This is a genomic window from Streptomyces sp. NPDC059679 (assembly GCF_042734105.1).
GTDB lineage: Bacteria > Actinomycetota > Actinomycetes > Streptomycetales > Streptomycetaceae > Streptomyces.
In genome coordinates this window covers 53,459-77,533 of sequence record NZ_JBHWES010000010.1, presented here as the reverse complement: position 1 = coordinate 77,533, position 24,075 = coordinate 53,459, and the positions used below count along the sequence as shown (strand labels likewise).

Annotated in this window: 23 protein-coding genes and 1 riboswitch; of the genes, 13 read left to right on the top strand and 10 right to left on the bottom strand. The window is 70.5% G+C overall.

From position 1 onward, the window contains the following. The first annotated feature begins 31 nt into the window (after positions 1 to 31). The 5 genes from ACFV2X_RS14180 to ACFV2X_RS14160 all read left to right on the top strand — a co-directional run bounded on the left by ACFV2X_RS14180 (position 32) and on the right by ACFV2X_RS14160 (position 4,229). The gene (locus tag ACFV2X_RS14180) at positions 32 to 1,306 is read left to right on the top strand and encodes an ABC transporter substrate-binding protein (RefSeq protein WP_385615740.1); all 1,275 of its coding nucleotides are present in this window, start codon (positions 32 to 34) and stop codon (positions 1,304 to 1,306) included. After that, positions 1,303 to 2,316 carry a carbohydrate ABC transporter permease gene (locus tag ACFV2X_RS14175; protein ID WP_385615737.1) on the top strand — a complete coding sequence of 338 codons (1,014 nt, stop codon included), beginning with the start codon at positions 1,303 to 1,305 and terminating at the stop codon, positions 2,314 to 2,316. Before ACFV2X_RS14180 ends, ACFV2X_RS14175 begins: the two co-directional genes overlap by 4 nt. Beyond that, positions 2,313 to 3,143, top strand: coding sequence for a carbohydrate ABC transporter permease (locus ACFV2X_RS14170; RefSeq protein WP_385615734.1), 831 nt, complete (start codon positions 2,313 to 2,315; stop codon positions 3,141 to 3,143). Before ACFV2X_RS14175 ends, ACFV2X_RS14170 begins: the two co-directional genes overlap by 4 nt. Positions 3,144 to 3,153: 10 nt before the next feature. Beyond that, the gene (locus ACFV2X_RS14165) at positions 3,154 to 3,927 is read left to right on the top strand and encodes a YesL family protein (RefSeq protein WP_385615731.1); all 774 of its coding nucleotides are present in this window, start codon (positions 3,154 to 3,156) and stop codon (positions 3,925 to 3,927) included. 71 nt (positions 3,928 to 3,998) lie between these two features. Then, positions 3,999 to 4,229 carry a hypothetical protein gene (locus ACFV2X_RS14160; protein WP_385615729.1) on the top strand — a complete coding sequence of 77 codons (231 nt, stop codon included), beginning with the start codon at positions 3,999 to 4,001 and terminating at the stop codon, positions 4,227 to 4,229. Positions 4,230 to 4,305: 76 nt separating this feature from the next. Here ACFV2X_RS14160 and ACFV2X_RS14155 read toward each other — a convergent pair whose 3' ends face one another. From ACFV2X_RS14155 to ACFV2X_RS14140, 4 genes are all read right to left on the bottom strand, one after another. Continuing rightward, the gene (locus ACFV2X_RS14155; protein WP_385615726.1) at positions 4,306 to 5,418 is read right to left on the bottom strand and encodes an iron-containing redox enzyme family protein; all 1,113 of its coding nucleotides are present in this window, start codon (positions 5,416 to 5,418) and stop codon (positions 4,306 to 4,308) included. Beyond that, complete coding sequence (locus ACFV2X_RS14150) at positions 5,415 to 5,627, bottom strand: CDGSH iron-sulfur domain-containing protein (RefSeq protein ID WP_385615723.1); 213 nt, start codon at positions 5,625 to 5,627, stop codon at positions 5,415 to 5,417. Before ACFV2X_RS14150 ends, ACFV2X_RS14155 begins: the two co-directional genes overlap by 4 nt. After that, positions 5,611 to 6,300: a HemK2/MTQ2 family protein methyltransferase gene (locus tag ACFV2X_RS14145; RefSeq protein WP_385615720.1), complete on the bottom strand. Its 690-nt coding sequence runs from the start codon at positions 6,298 to 6,300 to the stop codon at positions 5,611 to 5,613. Before ACFV2X_RS14145 ends, ACFV2X_RS14150 begins: the two co-directional genes overlap by 17 nt. Before the next feature lie 141 nt (positions 6,301 to 6,441). Next, positions 6,442 to 7,986 (bottom strand): FAD-dependent oxidoreductase, encoded by a 1,545-nt coding sequence (locus tag ACFV2X_RS14140; RefSeq protein WP_385615717.1) that lies wholly within the window; start codon positions 7,984 to 7,986, stop codon positions 6,442 to 6,444. 155 nt (positions 7,987 to 8,141) lie between these two features. On the opposite strand from ACFV2X_RS14140, the gene ACFV2X_RS14135 reads away from it, so the two are divergent. From ACFV2X_RS14135 to ACFV2X_RS14110, 6 genes are all read left to right on the top strand, one after another. Further along, complete coding sequence (locus ACFV2X_RS14135; protein WP_385615715.1) at positions 8,142 to 9,302, top strand: glutathione-independent formaldehyde dehydrogenase; 1,161 nt, start codon at positions 8,142 to 8,144, stop codon at positions 9,300 to 9,302. Between the two features lie 131 nt (positions 9,303 to 9,433). Next, entirely contained in the window at positions 9,434 to 9,949 is a 516-nt protein-coding gene (locus ACFV2X_RS14130) for a hypothetical protein (protein ID WP_385615712.1), read from the top strand. Between the two features lie 1,044 nt (positions 9,950 to 10,993). Next, positions 10,994 to 11,701, top strand: a complete 708-nt coding sequence (locus ACFV2X_RS14125) for an ArsR/SmtB family transcription factor (RefSeq protein WP_385615709.1) — start codon at positions 10,994 to 10,996, stop codon at positions 11,699 to 11,701. A 364-nt stretch (positions 11,702 to 12,065) separates the two neighbouring features. Then, complete coding sequence (locus tag ACFV2X_RS14120) at positions 12,066 to 13,559, top strand: APC family permease (RefSeq protein WP_385615706.1); 1,494 nt, start codon at positions 12,066 to 12,068, stop codon at positions 13,557 to 13,559. A 45-nt stretch (positions 13,560 to 13,604) separates the two neighbouring features. Continuing rightward, positions 13,605 to 14,492, top strand: a complete 888-nt coding sequence (locus tag ACFV2X_RS14115; protein WP_385615703.1) for a PhzF family phenazine biosynthesis protein — start codon at positions 13,605 to 13,607, stop codon at positions 14,490 to 14,492. After that, positions 14,489 to 14,950 (top strand): RidA family protein, encoded by a 462-nt coding sequence (locus ACFV2X_RS14110; protein WP_385615700.1) that lies wholly within the window; start codon positions 14,489 to 14,491, stop codon positions 14,948 to 14,950. The genes ACFV2X_RS14115 and ACFV2X_RS14110 overlap by 4 nt, the downstream gene beginning before the upstream one ends. Positions 14,951 to 15,557: 607 nt before the next feature. Here ACFV2X_RS14110 and ACFV2X_RS14105 read toward each other — a convergent pair. The 5 genes from ACFV2X_RS14105 to gcvT all read right to left on the bottom strand — a co-directional run bounded on the left by ACFV2X_RS14105 (position 15,558) and on the right by gcvT (position 20,349). Further along, the gene (locus ACFV2X_RS14105; RefSeq protein ID WP_385615697.1) at positions 15,558 to 15,794 is read right to left on the bottom strand and encodes a hypothetical protein; all 237 of its coding nucleotides are present in this window, start codon (positions 15,792 to 15,794) and stop codon (positions 15,558 to 15,560) included. Positions 15,795 to 15,932: 138 nt separating this feature from the next. Beyond that, on the bottom strand, positions 15,933 to 17,327 hold the full coding sequence (locus ACFV2X_RS14100) for an L-serine ammonia-lyase (RefSeq protein WP_385615694.1): 1,395 nt from the start codon (positions 17,325 to 17,327) through the stop codon (positions 15,933 to 15,935). Positions 17,328 to 17,444: 117 nt separating this feature from the next. Next, positions 17,445 to 18,710 (bottom strand): serine hydroxymethyltransferase, encoded by a 1,266-nt coding sequence (gene glyA / locus ACFV2X_RS14095; RefSeq protein ID WP_385615691.1) that lies wholly within the window; start codon positions 18,708 to 18,710, stop codon positions 17,445 to 17,447. A gap of 25 nt (positions 18,711 to 18,735) precedes the next feature. Beyond that, the gene (gene gcvH, locus ACFV2X_RS14090) at positions 18,736 to 19,116 is read right to left on the bottom strand and encodes a glycine cleavage system protein GcvH (protein ID WP_385615689.1); all 381 of its coding nucleotides are present in this window, start codon (positions 19,114 to 19,116) and stop codon (positions 18,736 to 18,738) included. A 111-nt stretch (positions 19,117 to 19,227) separates the two neighbouring features. Continuing rightward, positions 19,228 to 20,349, bottom strand: a complete 1,122-nt coding sequence (gcvT, locus tag ACFV2X_RS14085; protein WP_385615687.1) for a glycine cleavage system aminomethyltransferase GcvT — start codon at positions 20,347 to 20,349, stop codon at positions 19,228 to 19,230. Between the two features lie 159 nt (positions 20,350 to 20,508). Then, positions 20,509 to 20,619, bottom strand: a riboswitch (glycine riboswitch). 277 nt (positions 20,620 to 20,896) lie between these two features. Between gcvT and ACFV2X_RS14080 the strand changes: the two genes are divergently transcribed. Further along, positions 20,897 to 21,565, top strand: coding sequence for an AAA family ATPase (locus tag ACFV2X_RS14080; protein WP_385615686.1), 669 nt, complete (start codon positions 20,897 to 20,899; stop codon positions 21,563 to 21,565). A 28-nt stretch (positions 21,566 to 21,593) separates the two neighbouring features. On the opposite strand, the gene ACFV2X_RS14075 is transcribed toward ACFV2X_RS14080, so the two are convergent. Next, entirely contained in the window at positions 21,594 to 22,976 is a 1,383-nt protein-coding gene (locus ACFV2X_RS14075) for a hypothetical protein (protein ID WP_385615684.1), read from the bottom strand. Positions 22,977 to 23,213: 237 nt separating this feature from the next. Between ACFV2X_RS14075 and ACFV2X_RS14070 the strand changes: the two genes are divergently transcribed. Next, complete coding sequence (locus ACFV2X_RS14070; RefSeq protein ID WP_385615682.1) at positions 23,214 to 24,026, top strand: enhanced serine sensitivity protein SseB; 813 nt, start codon at positions 23,214 to 23,216, stop codon at positions 24,024 to 24,026. Positions 24,027 to 24,075: the final 49 nt, after the last annotated feature.

The following is a 24,075-nucleotide window of genomic DNA, read 5'->3' as shown; positions in this document are numbered from 1 at the left end:
TCACAACCCCTCATCACAAGGAGCCGCTCCCGTGATACGCACCCTCAAAGGACCCGTCAGAGGCCTGACCGCGGCCGTCGCGCTGTCCCTGCTCGCCGTCGGCTGTGGCAACGGCGAGGGCAGTGGCAAGACCGCCGACGGCAAGACCATCGTCAAGGTCGCGGTATGGGACTACGAGAAGACCCCCGAGTTCAAGGCGCTGATCGACGGATTCGAGGCCGAGAACAAGGACATCGACGTACAGCCGGTCGACATCCTCTCCGCCGACTACTCCAACAAGGTCACCACCATGCTCTCCGGCGGTGACAGCACCGACGTGCTGACCATGAAGAACGTCACCGACTACGCCCGCTACGGCACGCGTGGCCAGCTCCAGTCGCTCACCACCGACGTCAACAAGCTCGACAAGGCCAAGTACTCCGGCCTCGACGCCTTCGACCTCAAGGGCGACTACTACGCCGTGCCGTACCGGCAGGATTTCTGGGTGCTCTTCTACAACAAGGACCTCCTCAAGAAGAGCGGCGCGGATCTGTCCAAGCTCTCCTGGTCCGACTACGCCGAGCTGGCCAAGAAGCTCACCACCGGTTCGGGTTCGGCCAAGGTCTACGGCACCTACCACCAGACCTGGCGCTCGGTGGTGCAGGCGATCGCCGCCGCGCAGACCGGCGGGGACCAGCTGAGCGGCGACTACGGGTTCTTCAAGAAGCAGTACGAGATGGCACTGGACCTGCAGAAGTCCGGCGCCGTGATGCCGTTCGCCACGGCCAAGACCCAGCAGACCACCTACGACGCGATGTTCTCCACCCGCAAGACCGCGATGGTGCCCATGGGCACCTGGCTGGCCGCCCGTCTGCTGCAGCTGAAGGCCGAGGGCAAGAACGACGTCGACTGGGGCATGGCACCGCTGCCGCAGACCAGCGCGAACGGCAAGACGGTCACCTTCGGCTCCCCGACCGCGTTCGCCGTGAACAAGAAGGCCAGGAACTCCGCGGCGGCGAAGAAGTTCGTACTGTGGGCCTCCGGCCCGAAGGGAGCGGCCGCGATCGCCAAGGTCGGCGTCGTGCCGTCCTACACGGATGACGCGGTCATGAAGAACTTCTTCGGCGTCAAGGGCATGCCGAACGACGACCTGTCCAAGAAGGCCATGAGCCCGGACACCGTCAAGCTGGAGATGCCGGTCAGCCCGAAGTCCTCCGACATCGACCAGATCCTCAAGGAGGAGCACGAGCTGGTGATGTCCGGTGAGAAGTCCATCGACAAGGGCATCGAGGAGATGGAATCCCGCGTGAAGTCCGAAGTCGAATGAGCGAGATCTCCGGCGCCACGGCTGCGGCTGCGGCCACAACCGCAGCCACGGCCACGGCCACGGCCAAGACGACGGGCGGCCTCGACAAGACCTCCGGCGCCCGCGGCCCCGGCAAGACCTCCAACACCGCGGCCCTCAAGCGGCGCCGCCGCCGCACCGCGCTGGTGGGCTGGAGCTTCATCCTGCCGAACCTGCTGGGCTTCGCCGCCCTGACCCTGGTCCCGGTGGTCTTTACGCTGCTGCTGTCGTTCACCGACTGGAACTCGTACAACACCCCCCAGTGGATCGGGCTCGACAACTTCCGCCGGATGTGGGACAACGACAACTTCTGGACGGCGCTGTCCAACACCTCCTGGTACGCGGCCGGGCACATCCCGCTCACCATGGCGGCCTCCCTGGGCCTCGCGGTGCTGCTCAACCAGAAGCTGCGCGGCGTCGCCTTCTTCCGTACGGCCTTCTTCTTCCCCTACATCACCTCGCTCGTCGCGGTGGCCGTGGTGTGGAACATGCTGTTCAGCCCGGACGCCGGTCCGGTGAACCAGCTGCTGAAGGCCGTGGGGACGGCCCATCCGCCGGGGTGGACCACCGACACCGACTGGGCGCTGCCCGCGATCATCATCACCAGTGTGTGGCGGGACATGGGCTACTACATGGTGCTGTATCTGGCGGGGCTCCAGGCCATCCCGGCGGAGCTGTACGAGGCGGCCAGGGTGGACGGCGCCGGTGCGTGGAAGCGGTTCTGGCATGTCACGGTGCCGTCGCTGCGGCCGACGACCTTCTTCGTCCTGGTCATGCTGACGGTCTCCAGCTTCAAGGTCTTCGACCTGGTGCAGGTCATGACCGAGGGCGGCCCCGGCCGCTCCACGCTGGTGCTGTCCCAGCTCATCTTCCGAGAGGGCATCACCCAGGGCCGGTTCGGCTACTCCTCGGCCATCTCCATGGTGTTGTTCCTCATCGTCCTGATCATCACCGTGACCCAGTTCCGATTCCAGCGGAGGAACGAGCGATGAAGACGACGGCGCTGCGGCCCGTCGGCCGGGCCCTGCTGTACGTGGTGCTGACGGTGCTGTCGGCCGCGGTCCTGCTGCCGTTCATCTGGATGCTGGTGTCCTCGCTGAAGACGGACAACGAGGTCTTCACGGTCCCGATCCAGTGGATACCGAAGTCCTTCCGCTGGGAGAACTTCTCCGACATCTGGACCGAGATCCCGTTGTGGACTTATATGGGGAACTCGCTGTTCCTCAGCGTCGTCATCACCGCACTGCAGGTGCTGACCGGGAGCTTCGCGGCCTACGGCTTCGCGAAGATGCGCTTTCCCGGGCGCGATGCCGTCTTCATGGCCTACATCGCCACCATCGCGGTGCCGTGGCAGGCGTACATGGTGCCGCAGTACATCATGATGCAGAAGCTGGGCCTGGTGAACACGCACCTGTCGCTGATCCTGCTCCAGGCGTTCGGGGCGTTCGGCGTCTTCCTGATGCGCCAGTTCTACCTGACCATCCCGGACGAGCTCAGCGAGGCCGCGCGGCTGGACGGGCTGACCGAGTACGGCATCTGGGCGCGGATCGTGCTGCCGCTGTCGAGGCCCGCGCTGGCCAGCCTCGCGCTGCTGACCTTCGTCAACACCTGGAACGACTACATGGGTCCGTTCATCTACCTGACGGACAACAACCTGTGGACGGTGCAGCTCGGCTTGCGGTCGTTCGTGGGCATGTACAGCTCCGAGTACGCGATGATCATGACCGGCTCGGTGCTGTCGGTGCTGCCGATCCTGGTGGTCTTCCTGCTCGGCCAGCGGTACTTCGTCCAGGGCATCGCCACCAGCGGGATGAAGTGAGGTGGCGGGGATGAGCACACCGAGCACACCGAGCACACCAGCGACCGGGCGCAGGCTCCGGCTGAACGTCGGCCACGACTCGTGGGACCTCATCTGGTCCCATGTCCACCGGGTCCTGGTGGTCAACCTCGGCGTGGCGGTCACCAGCCTGCCGCTGCTGCTGGCCCTGGCCGCCGAGCACCAACCCTGGCGGTACCCGGTCTTCTTCGGCCTGCTCTCGCTCGGGGCCGGCCCCTCCCTCGCCGCGGTGTTCGCCTACCTCAGGCGCACCGCCGACGACGAACGGGCGCCGGTGGCCGACCTGTTCCGCGGCTACCGGCGCCTGTTCACCCGGGCGCTCCTCGGCTGGACCCCCTTCGTCCTGCTGATCGCCGTGGCGGCCACCGACCTGGCCGCCCTCTGGGGATCCGCCCTCGGGTCCGCCCTGGCGCCGCTGCTGACCGTGGTGATCCTTCTCGCCCTCAGCTCCGGAGTCGTCGCCATGGCCGGGCTGGCCGAAGACCCGGCCGAGAACCCGACCGTCTCCCGGCACACCCTCCTGGCGGCCTGCTACGCCTCGGTGCGCCGCTGGCCGCTCGCGCTGCTCAACCTCGGCCTGCTGGGCGTCTCCCTGGCGCTCGTCAACCAGGCCCCGCTGCTGGGTCTTGCCGTGGTGCCCGGCTGCGCGCTGTTCGTCGTATGGGGCGACTGCGGCGCGATGCTGGAGTCGGTGCGTTGCGGAAATTCTTGTCTGCACCTTGTCTCCGACTTGTCACGGAGGCTGCGAAAGTCGGAATTGCGCTAGCCTCCCGCATGTCAGTCATTCTCATTGAATTCGGCGGTAGCGCACTGCCGCCCGGAGATTGGAGACAGCATATGAAGAATTTGCGTATCAAGGTCGCGGCTGCGGCCGCGGTGGCCACCGCGGCCGTCGTGCTGCCCCTGGCCGCGGCCGGCACCGCTGCTGCGGAGACCAACCTGGCCCCGCACTGGACCGCGTCCTACCTCGAATGTCAGACCCTGGGTAACAAGCTCGCCCAGGAGGGCCGTCTCACCGGGTTCAATTGCGTTGCCAAGGGCAATGGAATCTGGATGATGCCTTGGTGAATCGCGAATATCGCGACGAATTAATCGAGGCTGCCGGCACCGCAATGCGTACCCGCTCTGCGGGAAATCCGCACCATTAACCGGCGAACCGCCTCGCCCCGCCGTTGACAGCACCGGCCTCCGTCGCCGCTGCCGTCAACGGCGGAGGTGCGTCTGTGCGCGGGTGGAGGTGCGCGACCGACACAGGCCGGGCGAAACGTCCCTGAGCGGGGAGCAGTGCGGGCCGGCCGTGCCGCCAGGCGTCCAGCACCCGGGCGGCGAGGCGGTCCTCCAGGTGGCCTGTCGCGCGGATCCCGAAGACCACGTCGGCGTCCAACTGCGGCTCGTCCGCCAGCAGTCCGGCGACGACCTCGTGCCGTACAACCTGTTCGTGCACCGCGTCCGCCTCGACGTGCTCGGTGTAGAAGCGGACGGCCGCCGGGCCCGCACCCATCAGGCGCAGGGCCTCGGCCAGGCGGCGGGAGGCAGGGGAGGAGGTGACCTCGACGGTCGCGAAGTGGCCGATCAGCGCTCCGCGCAGGGCCCGGTGCAGGCCGAACAGGGACATCATGGTGACGGTGGCCAGAGCCTCGGCCGGTACGGCGTCGACGTAGTGACCGTACGACGTGTCCAGGCCCAGGTCCGCCATCAGGTCGGCGAACAGCTGGGCGTGGATCTCGTCCGCGTGGCCGGCGCCGAACTCGTCGAACTCCACCGCGACCATGGCGGCCTTGGCTCGCCCGCGCAGCCGGGGGATCACCCAGGCGTGCGGATCGGCCTCCTTGAGGTGGTAGAGCGAGCGCAGCGCGGCGTACTCGCGGAAGTGGTCGAGGGTGCCGCGGTCGCGGAGGAAGTGGGAGAGGCTGCCGTCGACCTCGCCGACCGGTTCGAGCTGGAGCTCGTCCAGGGCTTGTACGGCGGTGTCGGATGCGCCGACCGGTGCGTCCGCGCGCAGCGCGCTCAGGAAGCGTTTCTCCAACCCGGCGCGCAGACCGAGGAGTTCGGGGTCCCATTCGCGGCCGTCGGGTACCCCGTCGAAGCCGAGGTAGTGGAGTTCGTAGAGGATGTACAGGGCGAGTTGGAGATCGTCGCCATAGGGGTCGGCTTCGGCGGGGAGTGGTGGCAGGCCGGAGTCCGATTCACGCAGTACGGCGGTGAGCGCGGCCGAGAGCGGGCCGCGTGGCTCCGGCAGACGTACGTTCGTCCTCACGATGCCTCGTCCGGTTTCGCACGGCGGCGGTGGCTGGTGTCGCACCAGGGCGGGGTCCGGGTACGGCGGCAGGTGCAGACGGCCACGGTGAAGCGCCGCGACACGCTCACCTCGCCGTCCTCGCCCACGACTTCCACCGGCCCCTCCACCAGGAGCGGACCGAAGCGCTGGACGCGGATCCGGCGGGGGCGTTCAGATGCGTTCGGCACGGATCACCACCAGCTCCTCTGTCGTAGGGCCGGCGCAGTCGGCCAGCAGGCCGTGTTCACTCAGCCAGCCGAGCCGGGAGCGCAGTACGCGGCCGAAGGGCACCCGGGTACGGTCGACGACCTCCGCGCGCAGCCCGGCCTGCCGGAGGCCGGCCAGCGTGTCCTCGACGCCGCTGAGGTGCGAGTGCACCATCAGCAGCCGCCCCGCCGGGCGCAGGACCGACGGCGCCGCCGCGCAGATGCGGTCGATGAACAGGCGGCCGTCCGTCCCCGCGTCCCAGGCGCGGGTGGGGCCCCGGGGCGGGCCGTTGCCGGGCGGGGCGGGTACGTACGGCGGGTTGGTGACCACGAGGTCGAAACGGCGGCCCGGGACGGCGGACACCAGGTCACCGTGGCGCACCCGCACCACCTGCCCGTTCAACAGGGCATTGCACCAGGCCGTAGCGAGCGCCCGCCAGGAGATGTCCGCCGCCGTCACTCGTGCACCCCGACGGGCCGCCTCCAGCGCGAGCGCACCGCTGCCGGTGCACAGGTCCAGGACTTCCGTACGGCTGGTGATCCGCTCCCGGTGCAGGGCCCGCCGGAGCAGCCCGGTGTCGGTCTGCGGGCGGTAGACGCCCGGCGGGATCCAGCAGCGGAACCGGGAAGCGGTGCTGAGAGGTTCGACCGTCATTGTGGAACCTCCAGCGCTCTCACGGGTCTGCTCCACGGGGTGCGGGGAATGCGGGTGCCGGACGACGCCGACGGTCTTGCACGAGTACCCCTGGACCACGGCCGTAACGAAAGAGCCTTGCGGGGCAGCCTTGCGGGGCTGTCACGTCGACTGGATCTCGCGCTGCTCCAGCGGCCGAACGGCGGGACCTTGGAGGATGCGGCCGTCGGAGGCGAAGCGGGAGCCGTGGCACGGGCACTCCCATGCCTGTTCCGCCCGATTGAAGGCGACGAGGCAGCCGAGGTGGGTGCAGCGGGCCGAGACGGCATGGAGCTGACCGCTGTCGTCCCGGTGGACTGCGCACCGGTGCCCGCCCACGCGCAGCACCGCTCCGTCTCCGGGGGCGAGGTCCTCGGGCGCGGGTGCCGTGGTGGGTGGCAGCCGGTCGCCGACGAAGTGCCTGGCCACGTGGGCCTGGTGCTTGAGGAACGACATGCCTTCACGCACCACGGAACCGACTCGGCGCGGGTCGTACAGGCCCGCCCATTCCACCTCCCGGCCCTCGACAAGGTCGGCGATCAGCAGGCCGGCCATGATGCCGCCGCTCAGCCCCCAGCCGCCGAAGCCGGTGGCCACGTAGGTGTGGCGGCTGCCCGGGTGCAGCGGCCCTACCAGGGGGACCGAGTCGGTGGAGTCGTTGTCCTGGGTGGCCCAGCGGTGGGTGGGCGTCAGGCCCGGGAAGCGGCTTTCGGCCCAGGCGGTCAGCCGGCCGAAGCGTTCCTCGACGTCGGCGATGCCAGGGGCGCCGGGGGTGAAGTGCTCGCCGGTGACGATCAGCAGGCGTTTGCCGTCGGCGTAGGGGGCGCTGCGCACGGACCGGGTGTTCTGCTCGGGGGTGATGTACATGTCGCGTGGCGCCCGGTCGGCGTCGAGGGCCCCCGCTACGACCAGCTCGCGGCGCGGGGAGAGCCGGGTGAAGAGCAGGGCCCGGTCGAAGACGGGGTAGTGCGTGGCGACGACGACCTCGCGCGCCCGTACCTCCGCACCCGCGTCGGTCGCGAGGACACAGGGTTCGCCTTCGGTGAGTCCGGTGACGCGCGTCCCCTCGTACACGGCGCCGCCGCGCCGGCACAGGTCGTCGGCCAGGGCACGCAGGTACTTCACGGGATGGAACTGCGCTTGGCCGGTCACCCGGACCGCACCGGCCACCGGGTAGGGCAGCTCCGTTCCGGTGACGAACTCGGCCGGCAGGCCCGCGGCGCGAGCCGCCTCGGCCTCCGCCCGCAGCGGGGCCACGTACTCCGGGTCCTCGGCATATGTGCAGGCCGCCGCCTCCTCCCACGCACACTCGATGCCCAGGTCGCCGACGAGCTCGGCGGCGCGGCGGATCGCCGCTGACTGCGAGTGGGCGTACAGCCGCGCGCCTTCGCGGCCGCGGGTGCGGCGCAGGCGGTCGTACACGAGCGTATGCAGCACGGTCAGCTTGGCCGTCGTGTGCCCGGTGACCCCGCCGGCGATCCGTCCGGCCTCCAGAACGGCCACCTCACGCCCGCGCCGGGCCAGCTCCCAGGCCGTGCTGAGCCCCGCCATACCGCCGCCCACCACCGCGACATCGACGGCGAGGCCCCCGGCCGGCGGGGGAGCGGGCTCGCGGCCCGGCGCGGTCTCGATCCAGTACGACCCCCGGAATCCTTGCTCGGTGTTCATGGCCGCCGGGTTCCCTCACGGCCGAGGTGACACGCCTCGCCAAGCCCTTTCGGTCCGTTTCGCCGGAATCGTGTGCGGGGACCCGGGACGGACAGCGACAGCCCGCCCAGCCGCCCTTCGGTCGGCCGGACCGGAGTGGCCTGAAAGGAGAGACCATGAAGGCCGCCGTTTACGAAGGACCGCGTGCCGTGACCGTCAGGGACGTGCCGGACGCGAAGATCGAGCACCCCTGCGACATCCTGGTCAGGATCACGACTACCAACATCTGCGGCTCGGACCTGCACATGTACGAGGGACGGACGTCCTTCGAGCCGGGCCGCAGCATGGGGCACGAGAACCTCGGCGAGGTGGTCGAGGTCGGCTCCGCCGTCAGGAAGGTGAAGGTCGGCGACTACGTCGTCCTCCCCTTCAACGTCGCCTGCGGTTTCTGCAAGCAGTGCGAAAAGGGACTGACCAACTACTGCCTCACCATGCAGCCGGAACCCGCGTTGGCGGGAGCCGCCTACGGATTCGCCGAGATGGGGCCGTACCAAGGTGGTCAGGCCGAGTACCTGCGCGTTCCCTACGGCGACTTCAACGCCCTGCGTCTCGGCGAGGACGCCGTCGAGCGGCAGAAGGACTATGTGATGCTTGCCGACGTCTTCCCGACGGGCTACCACGCCACCGAGATGGCCGGCGTCGGGCCGGGTGACCAGACCATCGTCTACGGCGCCGGGCCGGTGGGGCTCATGGCCGCGTACTCGGCGATCCTCAAGGGCGCCGGCCGGGTGTGGGTAGCCGACCACCAGCAGGACCGGCTGCGCAAGGCCGAGGAGATCGGCGCCATCGCGATCGACACGACCAGCGAAAGCCCGGCCGAGGTCGTGAAGGAGGCAACCCTCGGGCTCGGCGCCGACAACGGCTGCGAGTGCGTCGGATACCAGGCCCACGACCCGAGCGGCCAGGAGGACGCCGCCCTCACCCTGAACGGGCTGATCGACAGCGTCCGCTTCACCGGCTCGCTGGGTGTGGTCGGCGTGTTCCTCCCGGAGGACCCGGGCGGCGCCGAGGCCCAGGGCGAGCTGGCGGCCCAGGGCAGGATTCCGTTCGACTACGGCCTGATGTGGTTCAAGGGCCAGCGCATGGGGACCGGCCAGGCGCCAGTGAAGAGGTACAACCGGGCCCTGCGCGACCTGATAGCCGGAGGCAGGGCCGAGCCCGGCTTCATCGTCTCGCACGAACTCGGCCTCGACGAGGCACCGTCGGCCTATGAACACTTCGACAACCGGGACGAGGGCTGGACCAAGGTGGTCCTGCACCCCGATGGCCACAGCTGAGACAGACGGGTCGGAGACATCAGCGCGCACTGCCGGGCGGTGCCGCCCGCCGTGACCGGCGCAGGGTGGGTGACCCCGGCCGGGTCTGCCGGACGCGCGGAGAAGCGAGGACACGAACCATGTCGACACCGATGCCGGGCACCCGCCCGCAGATCCGCAGGGTCCGCACGGACCTGCTCGGGATCTATCTCAACGACCATCTGGCAGGTTCCACGGTCGGAGCCGGACGCTCCCTGTTCATGGCCCGATCGCATCGCGACCCGCCTTTCGCGGAACCGCTGCGGCACCTCGCGGGCGAGATCGCCGAGGACCGTGCGAGCCTGCTGCGCATCATGCGGAGCCTGGGCGTGCCGAAGCGTCGCTACAAGGTCGCAGTATCCGGCGCGGCCGAGCGACTGGGGCGGCTCAAGAGAAATGGGCGCCTCTGCAGGCGTTCACCTCTGACGCTGGTGATCGAACTTGAGTTCCTCCGGCTGGGGGTGAAGGGCAAGGAACTCGGATGGCGCACGCTGCGCGCCCTGGCCGAGGCGGATGGCCGCCTCGACGAGCAGGAGCTCGACGGACTGATCGCACGGGCCGAGCGGCAGATGAGCACGCTGGAGGAGCTGCGCGTCAGAGCGGTCCGGGATGTGTTGCTCACCGGCTGACGGGAGCGGAAGGCCGACGGTTCGGCGTCTTCGATGAGTTCGCGTAGCCGGTCGCGCTCCAGCTGGCGCTGGATGAGGGCCTCGACGTAGGCGGACATGCCGCGTTTGCCGGTACGTGCTTTGAGAGCTGCGATGGTGCCCTCATGCAGGGAAACGGAGACCTTCAAGCCTGTCTCGGGGACATTCCGGGGGCTTTCCCCGCGTAAGCAGGGAAGGCCCTGACAGCGCTGAAAGACAGGAACGCGCTGGTCAGGGCCCATCCTCTCAGCACTCGATGACGTTCACCGCGAGCCCGCCCCGCGCTGTCTCCTTGTACTTGACCGACATGTCGGCCGCTTTTGAGCCAGTCGCGGCAGCGCGATCGTTTCGGGAGCTCGAAGAAGCGGTCCTCACCAGGGTGGATGAGATTTACGGCAAGGGCAGGGTTCCTGGTCTGCTTGTGCAGGACACTGCCCAGCTCGGTGGGGACGTTCTGGCGCATGGCCGCGATGAACGGGGTGCGGGCGCGGACCGAGCCGGCGGTGCGCTGCTCGAAGGCGGAAGCGCCGCCAGGACCGTGCCAGGAGCCGGTGCCCGGACAGCACCGTGAGCCGCATCCGCGGGATGCCGTACCAGCCCTCGTTCGAAAACGTCGTCGAAGAGGTCCTCGGCCATGGCCTGCGCCGACTCGGCCCGGTCTGCGGCGCGGTGACAGACGATCATGAGTGCCGGGTCCTCGCTGTGGGTGCGGGGTACCGGCAACGCGCCCGCGCGGACGTCGACGGCCAGGTCGGCGAACGCCCGTGCCATCCGCACCGTCAACGGCGGAATCACTCGCCCCGAAACCGAACCCATTGCCACTGCGGCCACCCCTCCGACCGCCGAGTCCAACCCGCTGCACCAGCGCAACACCACGAAGACATCACCACCGTCGAGGTCCGCAGACTTCACCCCACCGAGTGAAGATCATCAACAGCATCCCGAAAGTGAGACAGAGTCGAACCATTGACACACCCCCCTTCCGCCATGTTGCATGAAGTCATGGAACATGGTGGTGAAGGGGAGATGGCCGACGGTTCCGCGACGGCGGGCGAGGCGGCCCTTGCGGTCGCCGAGCTGAGCCGTCAGTTGGCGCACCCGCTGCGGGTCTTGGCGCTCACCCACGTCTCGCAGCACGGGCCCTGCCCGTTCAGCGAACTGGTCGAGGTGACCGGACAGTCGCAGGCCCAGGTCAGCAATCACCTCGCCGTGCTGCGCAAGGCCGGGCTGCTGGTCACCGAGCGCCAGGGCCGGCAGAGCCTCTACCGGCTGCCCAACGCCTACCTGGCGGAGGTGCTCGCCAACCTGCGCGCCGCCGCCGGAGTCACCTGCGCCGACACGCCGGACCTGCCCGGGCATGGCGAGGCCCGCGGCTGCTACGACCACGTTGGCGGCCACCTTGGGGTCGGTGTACTGCGCACCCTGATCGACCGCGGCGCCCTCGTCGGCGATCCGCTCGACGACGGGGACCTCGCCGTCGGCCCTGCCGCGGGCGACGTGCTGCCCGACTTCGGCGTCGCGGAGTGGGAACCGCTGCTCGGCGCTCGCCGCCGTTTCGCCTACGGCTGCCCTGACTGGACCGAGAAGGCCCCCCACCTCGGGGGCGCACTCGGCGCCGCCGTCGCCCAGGGACTCCTCGCGCGGCAGTGGATCCGGCCCCGGCACGGCAGCCGCCGGCTCGACGTGACCACCCTCGGCCGCGAGGCTCTGACCGCTGCCGGAGTGAGCGTCTGACTCTGTCCTCCTCCGACGCGCCCGTTCCCACCCAGTGACGGGCGCCATCCATCACCGTTCGACCCGGTCCAGGTGATCGGCTGGCCTGTGCGGGCTCCACCGTGCTCCGGTGCCCCATGCCCGCGGGCCCCCTTCCGCGCGCTCAACCTCGCGCGCACCGCTCCGTGCGGCGGACCTCGTCTCCGCCCGGTCGGCCATCCGTCAGCGCCGCAGCCCGCGGCACGCGGCCCCTTCCGCACCCCTGCCGTCCCGCTCGTCCAGTCCCGGGACTCCCGCTCCGCGCGCCCCTCCCCGGGAGCTCCCTCCCCGGGCGCTCCCTCCCCGGGCGCTCCCTCCCGTTCCGTACGTCCATGGAAGGTCTTCCATGCCCCAGAAGACAGCGTCAACCCTGCCCGCCGTATCCCCCCTTGCCCGCGTCGTGGGCACTCTTGCCGTCGCCGCTGCCACCCTGGCCGCCGAGTACGGCAGCGGCGTCAACCTCGTCCTCGTCAACGCCCTGGGCGCCCAGCCGGGCGTGACCTACCTCGTGCCGGTCGCCCTCGTCGTCTCCGGCTTCCTGCTCGGCCCCGCTGTGTGGCTCTTCGCCCGGTTCGCTCAGGCACTGCCCCGCGCTGGGTCGGTCTACGTCTGGATGACTCGCACCGTCGGACTCCGCACCGGCTTCGCCGCCAGCGCCCTCTACGTGGTCGGAGTCGTCGGTTCGATCGGATTCCAAAGCTACGGCTTCGCCGTCTTCCTCGGCAGCCTGCTGAAGGCCGTCGGCTGGACATCCGGCGCCGATCTCGCCCAGAGTCCCGGCGGCCACATCGTGCTCGGCGCCGGCCTCCTACTCGTCTTCACCCTGCTTCAGCTCGGCGGCATCCGCTCCTTTGGGCGCGTCATGGCCGTCATGCTCGCCATGGTGCTCGGCGTCGTCGTGCTGACCGTCGCGGTCTGCCTGGCCGGTGACCCGCACGCCTTCGCCGCACACGCCGCGACCCTCCTCGGCCACCCCGTGCACCGCCCCGCCGACGACACCCCCAGCCTCAGCGCGTTCCTCGGCGTCCTGGTGCTCTTCATCTACTCCTACGGCGGCGTGAGCGCCGCGCCCTCCCTCGGCGGCGAGACGCGTGACGGCGGCACCCTGGCCCGCGGACTGGTGCGTGGCTGGGCCGTGGCCATTGTGCTGTACGGTGTCGTGGCCACTTCCGTCTTCCACGCCGTTCCCTGGTACGCCGTGCACCCGCTGGCGGAGGCCGGCCACCAGGACGCTGCCTCCATCCCCGGCATCATCGCCGTGCTCGCCCCGCGCGCCGTCACAGTCGTCTTCGACCTTTTCGTCGTCGTGGTGGCAGGCAAGACCGTCGCGCCGCTGATGGTCGACTGCTCCCGCGTGATGTACGCGTGGAGCCAGGACGGACTGCTGCCCGCGGCCTGCGCCCGCACCACCCGTCGACAGGTCCCCGTCGTTCCCGTCCTGGTCACGGCTGTGCTGGGCCTGATCTTCCTCGTGGAGGAGGCCACCGCCGGCTTCCAGATCGGCATCGCCTTGCGTTCGGTGACGTTCATGCTGGTGATCGCCGTCGTGGGTGTCGGCTGGCTCGGCCTGAGGCTGCGCCCGGCGGCCCTCCGCCCGCAGTGGGCGCAGACCCTCGTCGAGCGCCGCGAACTGCTCTTCGCCGCTCCGGCCGCGATCGTCGTCTCCGTCATCATGATCGCCAAGGGCTTTGTGCAGCCGGACACCCCGCTGCTGCTCCAGCCCGCGATGCAGGCACTGGCCACTCTGGTCGTCGCGGTCGTGCTGTGGGTGACCGCGAAACGCCGCCGCGCGGCCATCAGCCTCGTTCCCGAACCCGCCGCCACGTCCGTCGCCCCCTGACCGCACCCCGGCAAAGCCGGACACCCGAAAGGAAGTCGAGCACCGATGTTTCCCGAAGTTCACTTCGTCACCGTCTTCGCCGACGGACCCGGCGGCGGCAACCCGGCGCCGATCGTGGTCGACGCGGCCACGATGACCGACGAGGAGATGCGGGACGTCGCCCGCCGCTCCGGCCACGAGAGCGGCTTCGTCCTGCCCGCGCCGGTCGGCTCCGGCTGCGACCTCGCCCTGCGCTTTTGGGTGCCGAACCATGAGATGTCGATGTGCGGCCACGTCACCGTCGGCGCCCTGTGGCTGCTGGATCGGCTCGGTCGCCTACCTGGCGACGAGGTCCGCGTGTTCACCCCCAGCGGCATCGTCCTCGGCCGGCTCGGTGGCCCGGTCGGGCGGCGCACCGTGGAGATCAGTCAGCCTCTCGGCGCCGTCGATTCCCTGGCGGACGACCGGGTCGAGTTCCTGCTCGATGTGCTCGGCATCACGCGGGACGACCTCGCCCCGGCGCCGGTGCAAAACGCCAGCACCAGCCGGGTCAAGACCCTGCTGCCGCTCGCCTCCCCCGCTCTTCTGGACGCCCTGCGGCCCGACTTCGACCGCGTCGAGGAGGCCTGCACCCTGGTGGACTCCACCGGCCTCTACCCTTACGCGGTGAGTGATCCGGGCCGCCCGGTCTTCGACGCCCGCCAGTTCCCCCGGTCCTCCGGCTACCCCGAGGACGCCGCCACCGGCATCGCCGCCACCGCGCTCGTCACCGGCCTGCTCGCTGCCGGCCGCGTCGCCCCGAACGCCGGGGCGGTGCATGTTCGCCAGGGCCGGGCCATGGGCCGTCCCTCCCGCATTGACGTGCGCTTCGCGCGCGACGGTGACGCGGTCACCGGCCTGCGGCTGGGCGGCGCCGTGGCCCTCGCTGACGGCGCTGAGAGGAGCACCCGTTGACCCCCGAGGCACGGCTCGCGGCCCTCGGCCTGACGCTGCCCGAACCACCCCGCCCCCACGGCGACTACCAGCCCGTCACCGTGCACGGGGGCATTGCCTTGGTCAGCGGGCAACTCTCCCGGGAGGGCGACGGCGTGGTGCGTGGCCCCGTCGGCCCCGCAACCGCCCCGGAGACCCTCGCCCGTGCCGGCCGGGCCTGCACGCTGCGCGCCCTGAGCACCCTGCGGCATGAACTGGGCGGCCTTCACGCTGTCGAACGGGTCCTGCACCTGCGGGGGTTCGTCAACGCCGAGCCCGCCTTCGAAGAGCACAGCCGCGTCCTCGACACCGTGTCCCGGCTGCTGCACGATGTCTTCGGCGAGCGCGGCCGGCACGCCCGCACCGCGGTCGGCGTCTCCAGCCTGCCGAGCAGGGGACTGCTCGAGATCGAGCTGACCTTGGCCGTCGCCAGGAGGTAAGCACGACCCGCTTGCGCAGGAGACTGAAGCCGGCGCGGCCGAACGTCTGCCGTTTGAGCATCTTTCGGTGGCTCCACGGCTCCGACAGGAAAGTCATGGGTCACGGCCTGCCATCCGACGCGTTCGGCGGCCCGGCGCAGAGTCCAGCGCCGCCGTCAGGGATGTTCATCCCGGTCCGGGAGCAGGCCGCCGACGTACGTCTGCGTGGACAGTGGGCGGGAGTGCTGCGCGTTGTAGGCACTGCGGGCGGCGCCATCGTTGGACTTTGACCTTGAACAGGACCTGGTCGTCGATGGCGCCGATGCGTTCGTGCGGTCGCTCTTCGGTGCCGTTGAAATGCTCCTGGGCTTTGTTCAGCGCAGGGTGATCGACCTCGTCCAGTGGTGTCGTGATGGGCGGGGCGGGTAAGCACAGGTCCTCGGTCAGGCAGCGCAGAGTGGGGCGCGTTCGATCCACCGGGGTGTTACCTCTCCTCGCCGATCCCACCGAGTCGGTCGATGTCCTCGGCGGAGATGCCCGTCAGCAGCGCGACGCGGGACTTCTACCCATCGGCGGCGCGTCGGCCAGGCCGCCCGGCCGGCGGTGGTGTCGCGGGTCGGGTTGACCATCAGGCGAGCACCGCCTCCACGGCGGGGCGGACGACGGACAGCGCGCCCAATTCACGGGCGATGTCCTGGAGTTCACTGACTCCGCCACGTCCGTTGCGGCGTAGATAGCGGCCGAGCGCGGACAGGGCGAGGGTCTCGCCGATGCGGCTGCGATGTCGCATCGGCACGGCGATGTGCACTGCTGAGGGGATGTTGTCGATCAGTTCGTGCAGGGCCAGGGCTGACTCGCCGCGCACGACCGCGCGAGGGGCTCGTGCGCCATCCCACGGAGGGGATCGATTCGATACAGCCTGTCGGTGCGGTGACGGCGGGTGCCCTTTGATGTCGCTCGGACGGCGGGTGTCCGGCGTGCGGTGACTGCCGCGAACCTCCACTCAGCACTCGATGACGTTCACCGCGAGCCCGCCCCGCGCCGTCTCCTTGTACTTGACCTTCATATCGGCGCCCGTCTCCTTCATGGTCTTGATGACCTTGTCGAGGGAGACGTGGTGCCGTCCGTCGCCGCGCAGTGCCATACGGGCCGCTGTGACGGCCTTCACCGAGGCCATGCCGTTGCGCTCGATGCATGGGATCTGGACGAGGCCGCCGACCGGGTCGCAGGTGAGGCCGAGGTTGTGTTCCATGCCGATCTCGGCGGCGTTCTCGACCTGTTCGGGGGAGCCGCCCAGGACCTCGGCGAGGCCGCCGGCGGCCATGGAGCAGGCGGAGCCGACCTCGCCCTGGCAGCCGACCTCGGCGCCGGAGATGGAGGCGTTCTCCTTGAAGAGCATGCCGATGGCGCCCGCGGCGAGGAGGAAGCGGACGATGCCGTCGTCGTGGGAGCCAGAGTCCGAGCCCGGGACGAAGTTGGCGTAGTAGTGGAGGACGGCGGGGATGATGCCGGCCGCGCCGTTGGTGGGGGCGGTGACCACCCGGCCGCCCGCGGCGTTCTCCTCGTTGACGGCCATGGCGTACAGGGTGACCCACTCCATGGCGCGGGTGGCCGGGTCGCCCTCGGCGCGCAGTGCGCGGGCGGCGGTGGCGGCGCGGCGGCGGACCTTGAGGCCGCCGGGGAGGATGCCCTCGCGGGACATGCCGCGTTCGACGCAGCCGCGCATGACCTGCCAGATCTCCAGCAGACCCGCGCGGATCTCGGCCTCGGTGCGCCAGGCCTTCTCGTTCTCCAGCATCAGGGCCGAGATGGACAGGCCGGTCTCGTGGGACAGCCGCAGCAGCTCGTCACCGGTGCGGAAGGGGTACTTCAGCACGGTGTCGTCGAGCTTGATGCGGTCCGCGCCGACCGCGTCCTCGTCCACGACGAAGCCGCCACCGACGGAGTAGTACGTCTTCTCCAGGAGGGGGAGACCTTCGGCGTCGTACGCGAAGAGGGTCATGCCGTTGGCGTGGTACGGCAGCGAGCGGCGGCGGTGCAGGACCAGCTCGGCGGTCTCGTCGAAGTCGATCTCGTGCTCGGCGCCGATCTCCGCGCCGAGCAGCCGCAGCCGCTTGCTGGTGCGGATGCGTTCCACCTCGTCGTCGGCGGTCTCGACGTTCACGGTGCGCGGGGAGTGGCCTTCGAGGCCGAGGAGTACGGCCTTGGGGGTGCCGTGGCCGTGGCCGGTGGCGCCGAGGGAGCCGAAGAGCTCGGCGCGTACGGCGGTGGTGTGGGCGAGCAGGCCGTCGTTCTTCAGCCGGCGGACGAACATCCTCGCGGCCCGCATCGGGCCGACCGTATGGGAACTGGACGGACCGATGCCGATCGAGAAGAGATCGAAGACGGAGATGGCCACCGGTGAACTCCTTGCGTCTGCACGGTGGGTGCGTGGTGCGTCCGCACGGTGGTTGCGTGCGTGGTGCGGGGTGGGCGGGGATGCGGGGTGTGCGCCCCCGCCCACCTTCCGGGCCCGTTACTTCTTCAGGTCCGGGTACAGCGGGTGCTTGTCGGCGAGCGCGGTGACGCGCGCCTTGAGCGCCTCCGCGTCGTACGACGGCTGGAGGGCGGCGGCGATGACGTCGGCGACCTCGCGGAAGTCGTCGGCGGTGAAGCCGCGGGTGGCCAGCGCCGGGGTGCCGATGCGCAGACCGGAGGTGACCATCGGGGGGCGCGGGTCGTTCGGGATGGCGTTGCGGTTGACCGTGATGCCGATCTCGTGGAGGCGGTCCTCGGCCTGCCGGCCGTCCAGCTCCGAGTCGCGCAGGTCGACCAGGACGAGGTGGACGTCGGTGCCGCCGGACAGCACGGCGACCCCGGCCTTGGCCACATCGGGCTGGGTGAGCCGGTCGGCCAGGAGCCGCGCGCCTTCGAGGGTGCGCTGCTGGCGCTCCTTGAACTCCTCGCCCGCCGCGATCTTGAAGGCCACGGCCTTCGCCGCGACCACATGCTCCAGCGGGCCGCCCTGCTGACCCGGGAAGACCGCGGAGTTGATCTTCTTGGCCAGTTCGGCCGTGGAGAGGATCACCCCGCCGCGCGGGCCGCCGAGGGTCTTGTGGGTGGTGGTGGTCACCACATGGGCGTGCGGCACCGGGGAGGGGTGCAGCCCGGCCGCCACCAGACCGGCGAAGTGGGCCATGTCCACCATGAGGTACGCGCCGACCTCGTCCGCGATCCGGCGGAACGCCGCGAAGTCCAGCTGGCGCGGGTACGCCGACCAGCCCGCGATCACCAGCTTCGGGCGGTGCTCCTTGGCCAGCCGCTCGACCTCGTCCATGTCGACCAGGCCGGTCTCGGCGTCCACGTGGTAGGGCACCACGTTGTAGAGCTTGCCGGAGAAGTTGATCTTCATCCCGTGGGTGAGATGACCGCCGTGCGCCAGGTTCAGGCCCAGGATGGTGTCACCGGGGGAGAGCAGGGCGAACATCGCGGCCGCGTTCGCCTGGGCGCCGGAGTGCGGCTGGACGTTGGCGGCCTCGGCGCCGAAGAGCGCCTTGACGCGGTCGATGGCGATCTGCTCGACCACGTCGACGTGCTCACAGCCGCCGTAGTAGCGGCGGCCCGGGTAGCCCTCGGCGTACTTGTTGGTCAGGACCGAGCCCTGGGCCTCCATGACCGCGACCGGAGCGAAGTTCTCCGAAGCGATCATCTCCAGGGTGGACTGCTGGCGGTGGAGTTCGGCGTCGACCGCGGCGGCTACGTCCGGGTCGAGCTCGTGCAGGGAGCTGTTGAGAAGCGACATCAGGGTCCCGATCGAAAGGAGAGGGTCAGTTTTCGGTGAAGGCGGTGTACTCGTCGGCGGAGAGCAGCTCGTCCGGCTCGTCCGTCACCCTCACCTTGAACAGCCAGCCGCCCTCGAAGGGGGCGGAATTCACCAGCGCCGGGTCGTTCACCACGTCCTCGTTGATCTCCGTGACCTCGCCGGTGACCGGCGCGTAAAGATCGCTGACGGACTTCGTGGACTCCAGCTCGCCGCAGGTCTCACCCGCGGCGACCGTCGTGCCGACCTCCGGAAGCTGGACGAAGACGACGTCGCCGAGCGAGTTGGCCGCGAACTCGGTGATACCGATCGTCGACACACCGTCCTCGCCGGCGGCCGACAGCCACTCGTGCTCCTTGCTGTAACGCAGCTGCTGGGGGTTGTTCATAGGTCCGATTCTCCTGGATACGGGGGAGTGCTTGGGAAACGCGTCTTGCCTGATGGGACAGGCGGTACGGGAGATATGGGCGGGATGGCGCGCCGCCGGCGGGCGACGGGCTCAGCGCCGCTTGTAGAAGGGGAGGGCCACGACCTCGTACGGCTCATGGGTACCGCGAATGTCCACCGATACCCCCGCCGTCCCCGGCGCGGCATGCGCGGCGTCCACATACGCGATCGCGATCGGCTTGCCGAGGGTCGGCGAGGGCGCGCCCGAGGTGACCTCGCCGATCACCGCGCCGTCCGCGCCGACCACCGCGTACCCGGCGCGCGGGACCCGGCGGCCCGCCGCGACCAGGCCGACCAGCACCCGTGGCGGGTCGGTCTCGGCCCGCCGCGCCGCCGCCTCCAGGGCCTGGCGTCCGACGAAGTCACCGGGCTTGTCGAACTTCACCACCCGGCCGAGCCCCGCGTCGAAGGGCGTGGTGCCGCCGGTCAGCTCATGCCCGTACAGCGGCATCCCGGCCTCCAGGCGCAGCGTGTCCCGGCAGGACAGCCCGCACGGGACCAGCCCGGCCGGGGCCCCCGCCTCGGTCAGCGCCTGCCACAGCCGCTCGGCGTCGCCCGGCGAGACGAACAGCTCGAAGCCGTCCTCGCCCGTGTAGCCGGTACGGGCGATCAGCGCCGGGACGCCGGCGACCGTGCCGGGCAGGCCCGCGTAGTACTTGAGGCCGTCCAGATCGGCGTCGGTCAGGCCCGCCAGGATCGTCGCGGACGCCGGGCCCTGGACGGCGATCAGCGCGTACGCCTCCCGGTCGTCCCGTACGGCCGCGTCCAGGCCCTCGGCGCGCTCGGTGAGCGCGTCCAGCACCACCTGGGCGTTCGAGGCGTTGGCGACCACCAGGAACTCCTGCTCGCCGAGGCGGTAGACGATCAGATCGTCCAGGATGCCGCCGTCGGCGTCGCAGATCATGGTGTAGCGGGCGCGGCCGACGGCGAGCGCCGACAGATGGCCCACCAGCGCCCGGTCCAGGGCGGCGCCGGCCTGCGGGCCGGTCAGTGTGATCTCGCCCATATGGGAGAGGTCGAAGAGGCCGGCGCGGGTGCGCACCGCGGTGTGCTCATCACGCTCGCTGCCGTAGCGCAGCGGCATGTCCCAGCCGGCGAAGTCGGTCATGGTGGCGCCCAGCGCGCGGTGCACCGCGTCCAGGGCGGTGCGGCGGGGGCTTGAGGCATGGGGCATGGGTGCTGGCTCCAGGACGGGACGGCTACGAGGACGACGGGGAACGTGTCCTCCCCATCTGTCATCGGAACCTGAGAGGTTCGCCGTGACCCACTCCTTCGAGCGGTCCGGCTTGCACCGTGGGTGGAGCCACGCCAGCGGCTCGCTTTTCAGATCTGCCTCGTCCACGCGGTATCGGGGCCTGAGAGATTCAAGGGAGGACTTGCTCCTTCGGCGCCCCGGACGGCCGGCACTGCTGCCGGTGGCCGAGGACTCTCCCGCGCGGATTCAAGCGGCCGGTATGGAGTTGCGCGCAACATCATCGCACGTACGCCCGAGAAGGGAAGAGCCGAGCGGGCAGAACCGCTTTCCCCCCGGGACGCCAGGACTCCCCGGGACACCCGGACTCACAGGGCATGAAGGCCCAGCCCACAGGAATACCACCTTGCTGGACATTACCTTTTCTTGACACTCTTCGGGAACGAGCCGCAGTGACCGACCTAGGAGGACGATCACGGTGCACGGGCAGGGGCAGGGTACGTACGCGACGACATGGGGGCCCCTGCCGGTGAGGCAGGGCACGGCGCCGACCGCAGGTGCGCTCAGGCCGGGGCGCAGGGCGCCCGTGCACGATCTGCGCGGCGACGGCGGCGACAGCGGCCCGGCGGCGACCGGGCCCGGCGCGCGCGAGCTGCGCTACCGCGCGGGGGACGTGGTGGTCGCCTCCGGGCTGCCCGGCAGCGGCAAGACCACCATGATCGGCCGGGCCGTGCCCCGCCTGGACCAGAGCGGGCGCGCGGTGCTGCGGGTGGACTCACAGGACACCCGCGAGCGCTGGGAACGGCGGCTGCCCCGCTGGCTGCCGTACGCCCTCTACCGCCCGCTGGTGCGCTACGCCCACTACGCCGGGCTGCGCCGGGCGCTGCGCTCCGGCGCGAGCGTCGTGGTGCACGACTGCGGCACGCTCTCCTGGGTCCGCCGCTGGCTGGCCCGCGACGCCCGGCGCACCGGCCGCCGGCTGCACATGGTGCTGCTGGACGTGGACGCCGCGGTGGCCCTGGAGGGGCAGGCCGCCCGCGGCCGCGGGGTCTCCCGCTACGCCTTCGGACGGCACCGTCGCGCGGTGGGGCGGCTGGTCGCCGCCGCCGAACGCGGACGGCCGCCCGAAGGCTGCGCCTCGGTGGCGCTGCTGGATCGGGCGGCCGTGAGCGCGCTGCGCCGCATCGGCTTCGAGTGACGCGCGGCGGGACGGCGGAGCGCTGCCGTCAAGGAGCCTCGACGGTCGCCTCGACCGGGTGGGGCAGCGGCATGGGGGCCACGGAGTCGTCCTCGGCCAGCTTGGGCGTGGCGGGCTCAAGAGCGGACAGGGGGCTGGGGACCGTCGTGCTGGGACGCTGCGTACCGGGCTTCTTCACGTCCGGTTTCGTGGCGGGCTTCTGAGCGCCGGGCTCGTCGGTGCCGGGCTTGTCGGTGCCGGGCTTCTGGGCGCCGGGCTCGTCGGTTCCGGGCTTGGCGGTTCCGGGCTTGGCGGTTCCGGGCTTGGTGTCGCTGGGCTTGGTGTCGCTGGGCTTGGTGTCGCGCTTCCCCGCCTCCGCCTTCTTGGCGTCCTGCTTCTTGCCCTGGTCGTCCTTGGCGTGGTCGTTCTTGGCGTGGTCCTTCTTTCCGTGGTCCTTCTTGCCGTGCTCGTCGTCGCCGGGCTCGGGGGTGGTGTGCTCCGCGGCGGCCGCCATCGTGATGGGCCGGGCGGCGAGCGCGGACGCGTCGTCGGCGAGGGTCGACGCCTCGTCCGGCAGCGGCAGCATCGGGGGCGTCATCGGCTCGCCCATGCCCGGGAGCGGGCCGACGAGGGAGCTGATCAGCTCGATGATGGCGTCGGCGATACGGGGGAGCGCCGCGGCGGCCGCGGCCTCGTCGCCGGCGGCGATGGCGTCCAGCAGGTCGTCGATCGCCCGCTGCAGCGCGTCCAGCGGGTCAGTCGAGACGTCCGTGGGCTGAGCCTGGGGGGTGAGCGGCGGCATCTGGGCCTGTCCCTGCCCGGCAGCCTGTCCCTGTCCGGCCTGTCCCTGATCGGCGGCCTGCGGCGGCACGGTGATCTGGCCCTGGTCCTGACCTTGGTTCTGGCCTTGCTCCTGGTCCTGACTCTGGCCCTGGCCCTGGTTCTGGTCCTGACCCTGGTTCTGGCCTTGCTTCTGGCCCTCGTTGGGGTCGTCCGACGGCTTCCGGTCGCGGGCCTGGTCCCGGCCCTTGTCCTGGGCCTTGCTCTGTGCCTTCTCCTGGACGCGCGCAGACGCCCGCGGAGTCATGGCCGCCTCGGCCGACTTGCGGGCGGCCTTCACCGCGCTGTCGATCGCCGCCGCGTGCTTGACCAGGTCGGCCTCGGAGAGCATCCCGTTGGGGGCCTCCTCCACCGCCTTGGCCAGGTCCGTCACCCGCTCGAGGAGGGCCCGCAGATCGTGCATGGCCTGGACCTGGGCGGGACTCATCCGGGTGTCGGCGAGCGCCGCTGGGGTGGGGGCCGGGGCCTTGGCGCCGGCCGAACCCCCGGACCCGCCGGCCGTGGCCGCGGACAGCCCTGCGGTGCCGAACAGAAGAGAACCGGCCATGACGGAGGTGACGAGTACTTCGGCCTTGCGGGACGCGCGGATCATGAGACCTTCCTTCGCTGTGGGTGACGTACGGGCGTACTCGACACCACGGTGCGAAGAGTGCAAACCGTGCGCAACTCGACGATTACTGTCCGAAGCGGTCGCAAGTCGCCTATCTTCGGCCATCGCCCACCCCTCGACCTGGGGATTTGCTGTGGAGATCGACGGCCCCCGATGCCGCCAGGCGATGCAGCCGTTAGGGTGCCTGTGCAGGTCCGACGAGATGGCGGTTGAGCGGAAATGAACATCCCGGAGCAGCACGGTCCAGTACCGGCTCACGGCGGGTTTTCTGACGGTGCGTCTTCTGGGGTTCCGGCGTTTCCGTCGTTTCCGGGCAACGAGCTGGAAGAGGTGCTGGTCGCCTCGGTCGGCATCCCCGGCGCCGGTGCCCGCATCGTCGAGACCCTGGCCCGCAGCCGGATCTGGGTGCCGCTGCCCAACGGGGGCGGCCCGGACAGCAACGGCCTGGACCTGCCCACCATGGAGATCGAAGGCGGCGCGTATGTGCCGGTGTTCAGCTCCGAACAGCAGTTCCTGCAGATCGTCGGCGCCCATATGGCGTTCACCGTCGCCCCGGCCGTCGAATTCGCCCGCGGTCTGCCGCCCCAGCTCGGTATCGCGGTGAACCCAGGCGGTCCGGTGGGCGTCCCGCTTCCGCCGCTGGCCGTGGCCGAGCTGTGCCGGGCCGGGCGCAGCGAGCTGGACGGTCCGGCCACCGGCGGCCGGGTGCGCCTCTTCGAACCTGACTGGCAGGACGAACCGGTCGACTTCCTGGCCGCCGCCGGGCTCGAGTTCGGCAAGGTGGCCGGGTTGCGGACCGCCCGGCGCGCGCTGGCCAGCGTCGAGGGGGAGCCGCCCGCGCTGTTCGTCGGCGTCGAGCTGGACGTTCCGGGCCCGGAGGGCCAGGCCACCGCCGTGGAAGCGCTCGGCCGCGCGCTCGGCGCCGTACCGTTGCCGTGGACGGTCCAGCTCGTTCTGCTGGACATCGCGCAGGATCCGGTGGCGGACTGGATACGCGAACGGGTGCGACCGTTCTACGACCGTGACCGCTGAGTCGCCCGGGAGACCACTGCAAGGGCCCGTAAGCTGGTTGGATTACCGG

Bases quoted from the DNA above. Each gene is read 5' to 3' on its own strand.
- ACFV2X_RS14120 (WP_385615706.1), top strand. From the start codon at position 12,066: ATGCCCCAGAAGACAGCGTCAACCCTGCCCGCCGTATCCCCCCTTGCC.
- ACFV2X_RS14135 (WP_385615715.1), top strand. From the start codon at position 8,142: ATGAAGGCCGCCGTTTACGAAGGACCGCGTGCCGTGACCGTCAGGGAC.
- gcvH (WP_385615689.1), bottom strand. From the start codon at position 19,116: ATGAACAACCCCCAGCAGCTGCGTTACAGCAAGGAGCACGAGTGGCTG.
- gcvT (WP_385615687.1), bottom strand. From the start codon at position 20,349: ATGCCCCATGCCTCAAGCCCCCGCCGCACCGCCCTGGACGCGGTGCAC.
- ACFV2X_RS14140 (WP_385615717.1), bottom strand. From the start codon at position 7,986: ATGAACACCGAGCAAGGATTCCGGGGGTCGTACTGGATCGAGACCGCG.
- ACFV2X_RS14170 (WP_385615734.1), top strand. From the start codon at position 2,313: ATGAAGACGACGGCGCTGCGGCCCGTCGGCCGGGCCCTGCTGTACGTG.
- ACFV2X_RS14130 (WP_385615712.1), top strand. From the start codon at position 9,434: ATGCCGGGCACCCGCCCGCAGATCCGCAGGGTCCGCACGGACCTGCTC.
- ACFV2X_RS14165 (WP_385615731.1), top strand. From the start codon at position 3,154: ATGAGCACACCGAGCACACCGAGCACACCAGCGACCGGGCGCAGGCTC.
- glyA (WP_385615691.1), bottom strand. From the start codon at position 18,710: ATGTCGCTTCTCAACAGCTCCCTGCACGAGCTCGACCCGGACGTAGCC.
- ACFV2X_RS14175 (WP_385615737.1), top strand. From the start codon at position 1,303: ATGAGCGAGATCTCCGGCGCCACGGCTGCGGCTGCGGCCACAACCGCA.
- ACFV2X_RS14075 (WP_385615684.1), bottom strand. From the start codon at position 22,976: ATGATCCGCGCGTCCCGCAAGGCCGAAGTACTCGTCACCTCCGTCATG.
- ACFV2X_RS14145 (WP_385615720.1), bottom strand. From the start codon at position 6,300: ATGACGGTCGAACCTCTCAGCACCGCTTCCCGGTTCCGCTGCTGGATC.
- ACFV2X_RS14115 (WP_385615703.1), top strand. From the start codon at position 13,605: ATGTTTCCCGAAGTTCACTTCGTCACCGTCTTCGCCGACGGACCCGGC.
- ACFV2X_RS14125 (WP_385615709.1), top strand. From the start codon at position 10,994: ATGGCCGACGGTTCCGCGACGGCGGGCGAGGCGGCCCTTGCGGTCGCC.
- ACFV2X_RS14070 (WP_385615682.1), top strand. From the start codon at position 23,214: ATGAACATCCCGGAGCAGCACGGTCCAGTACCGGCTCACGGCGGGTTT.
- ACFV2X_RS14160 (WP_385615729.1), top strand. From the start codon at position 3,999: ATGAAGAATTTGCGTATCAAGGTCGCGGCTGCGGCCGCGGTGGCCACC.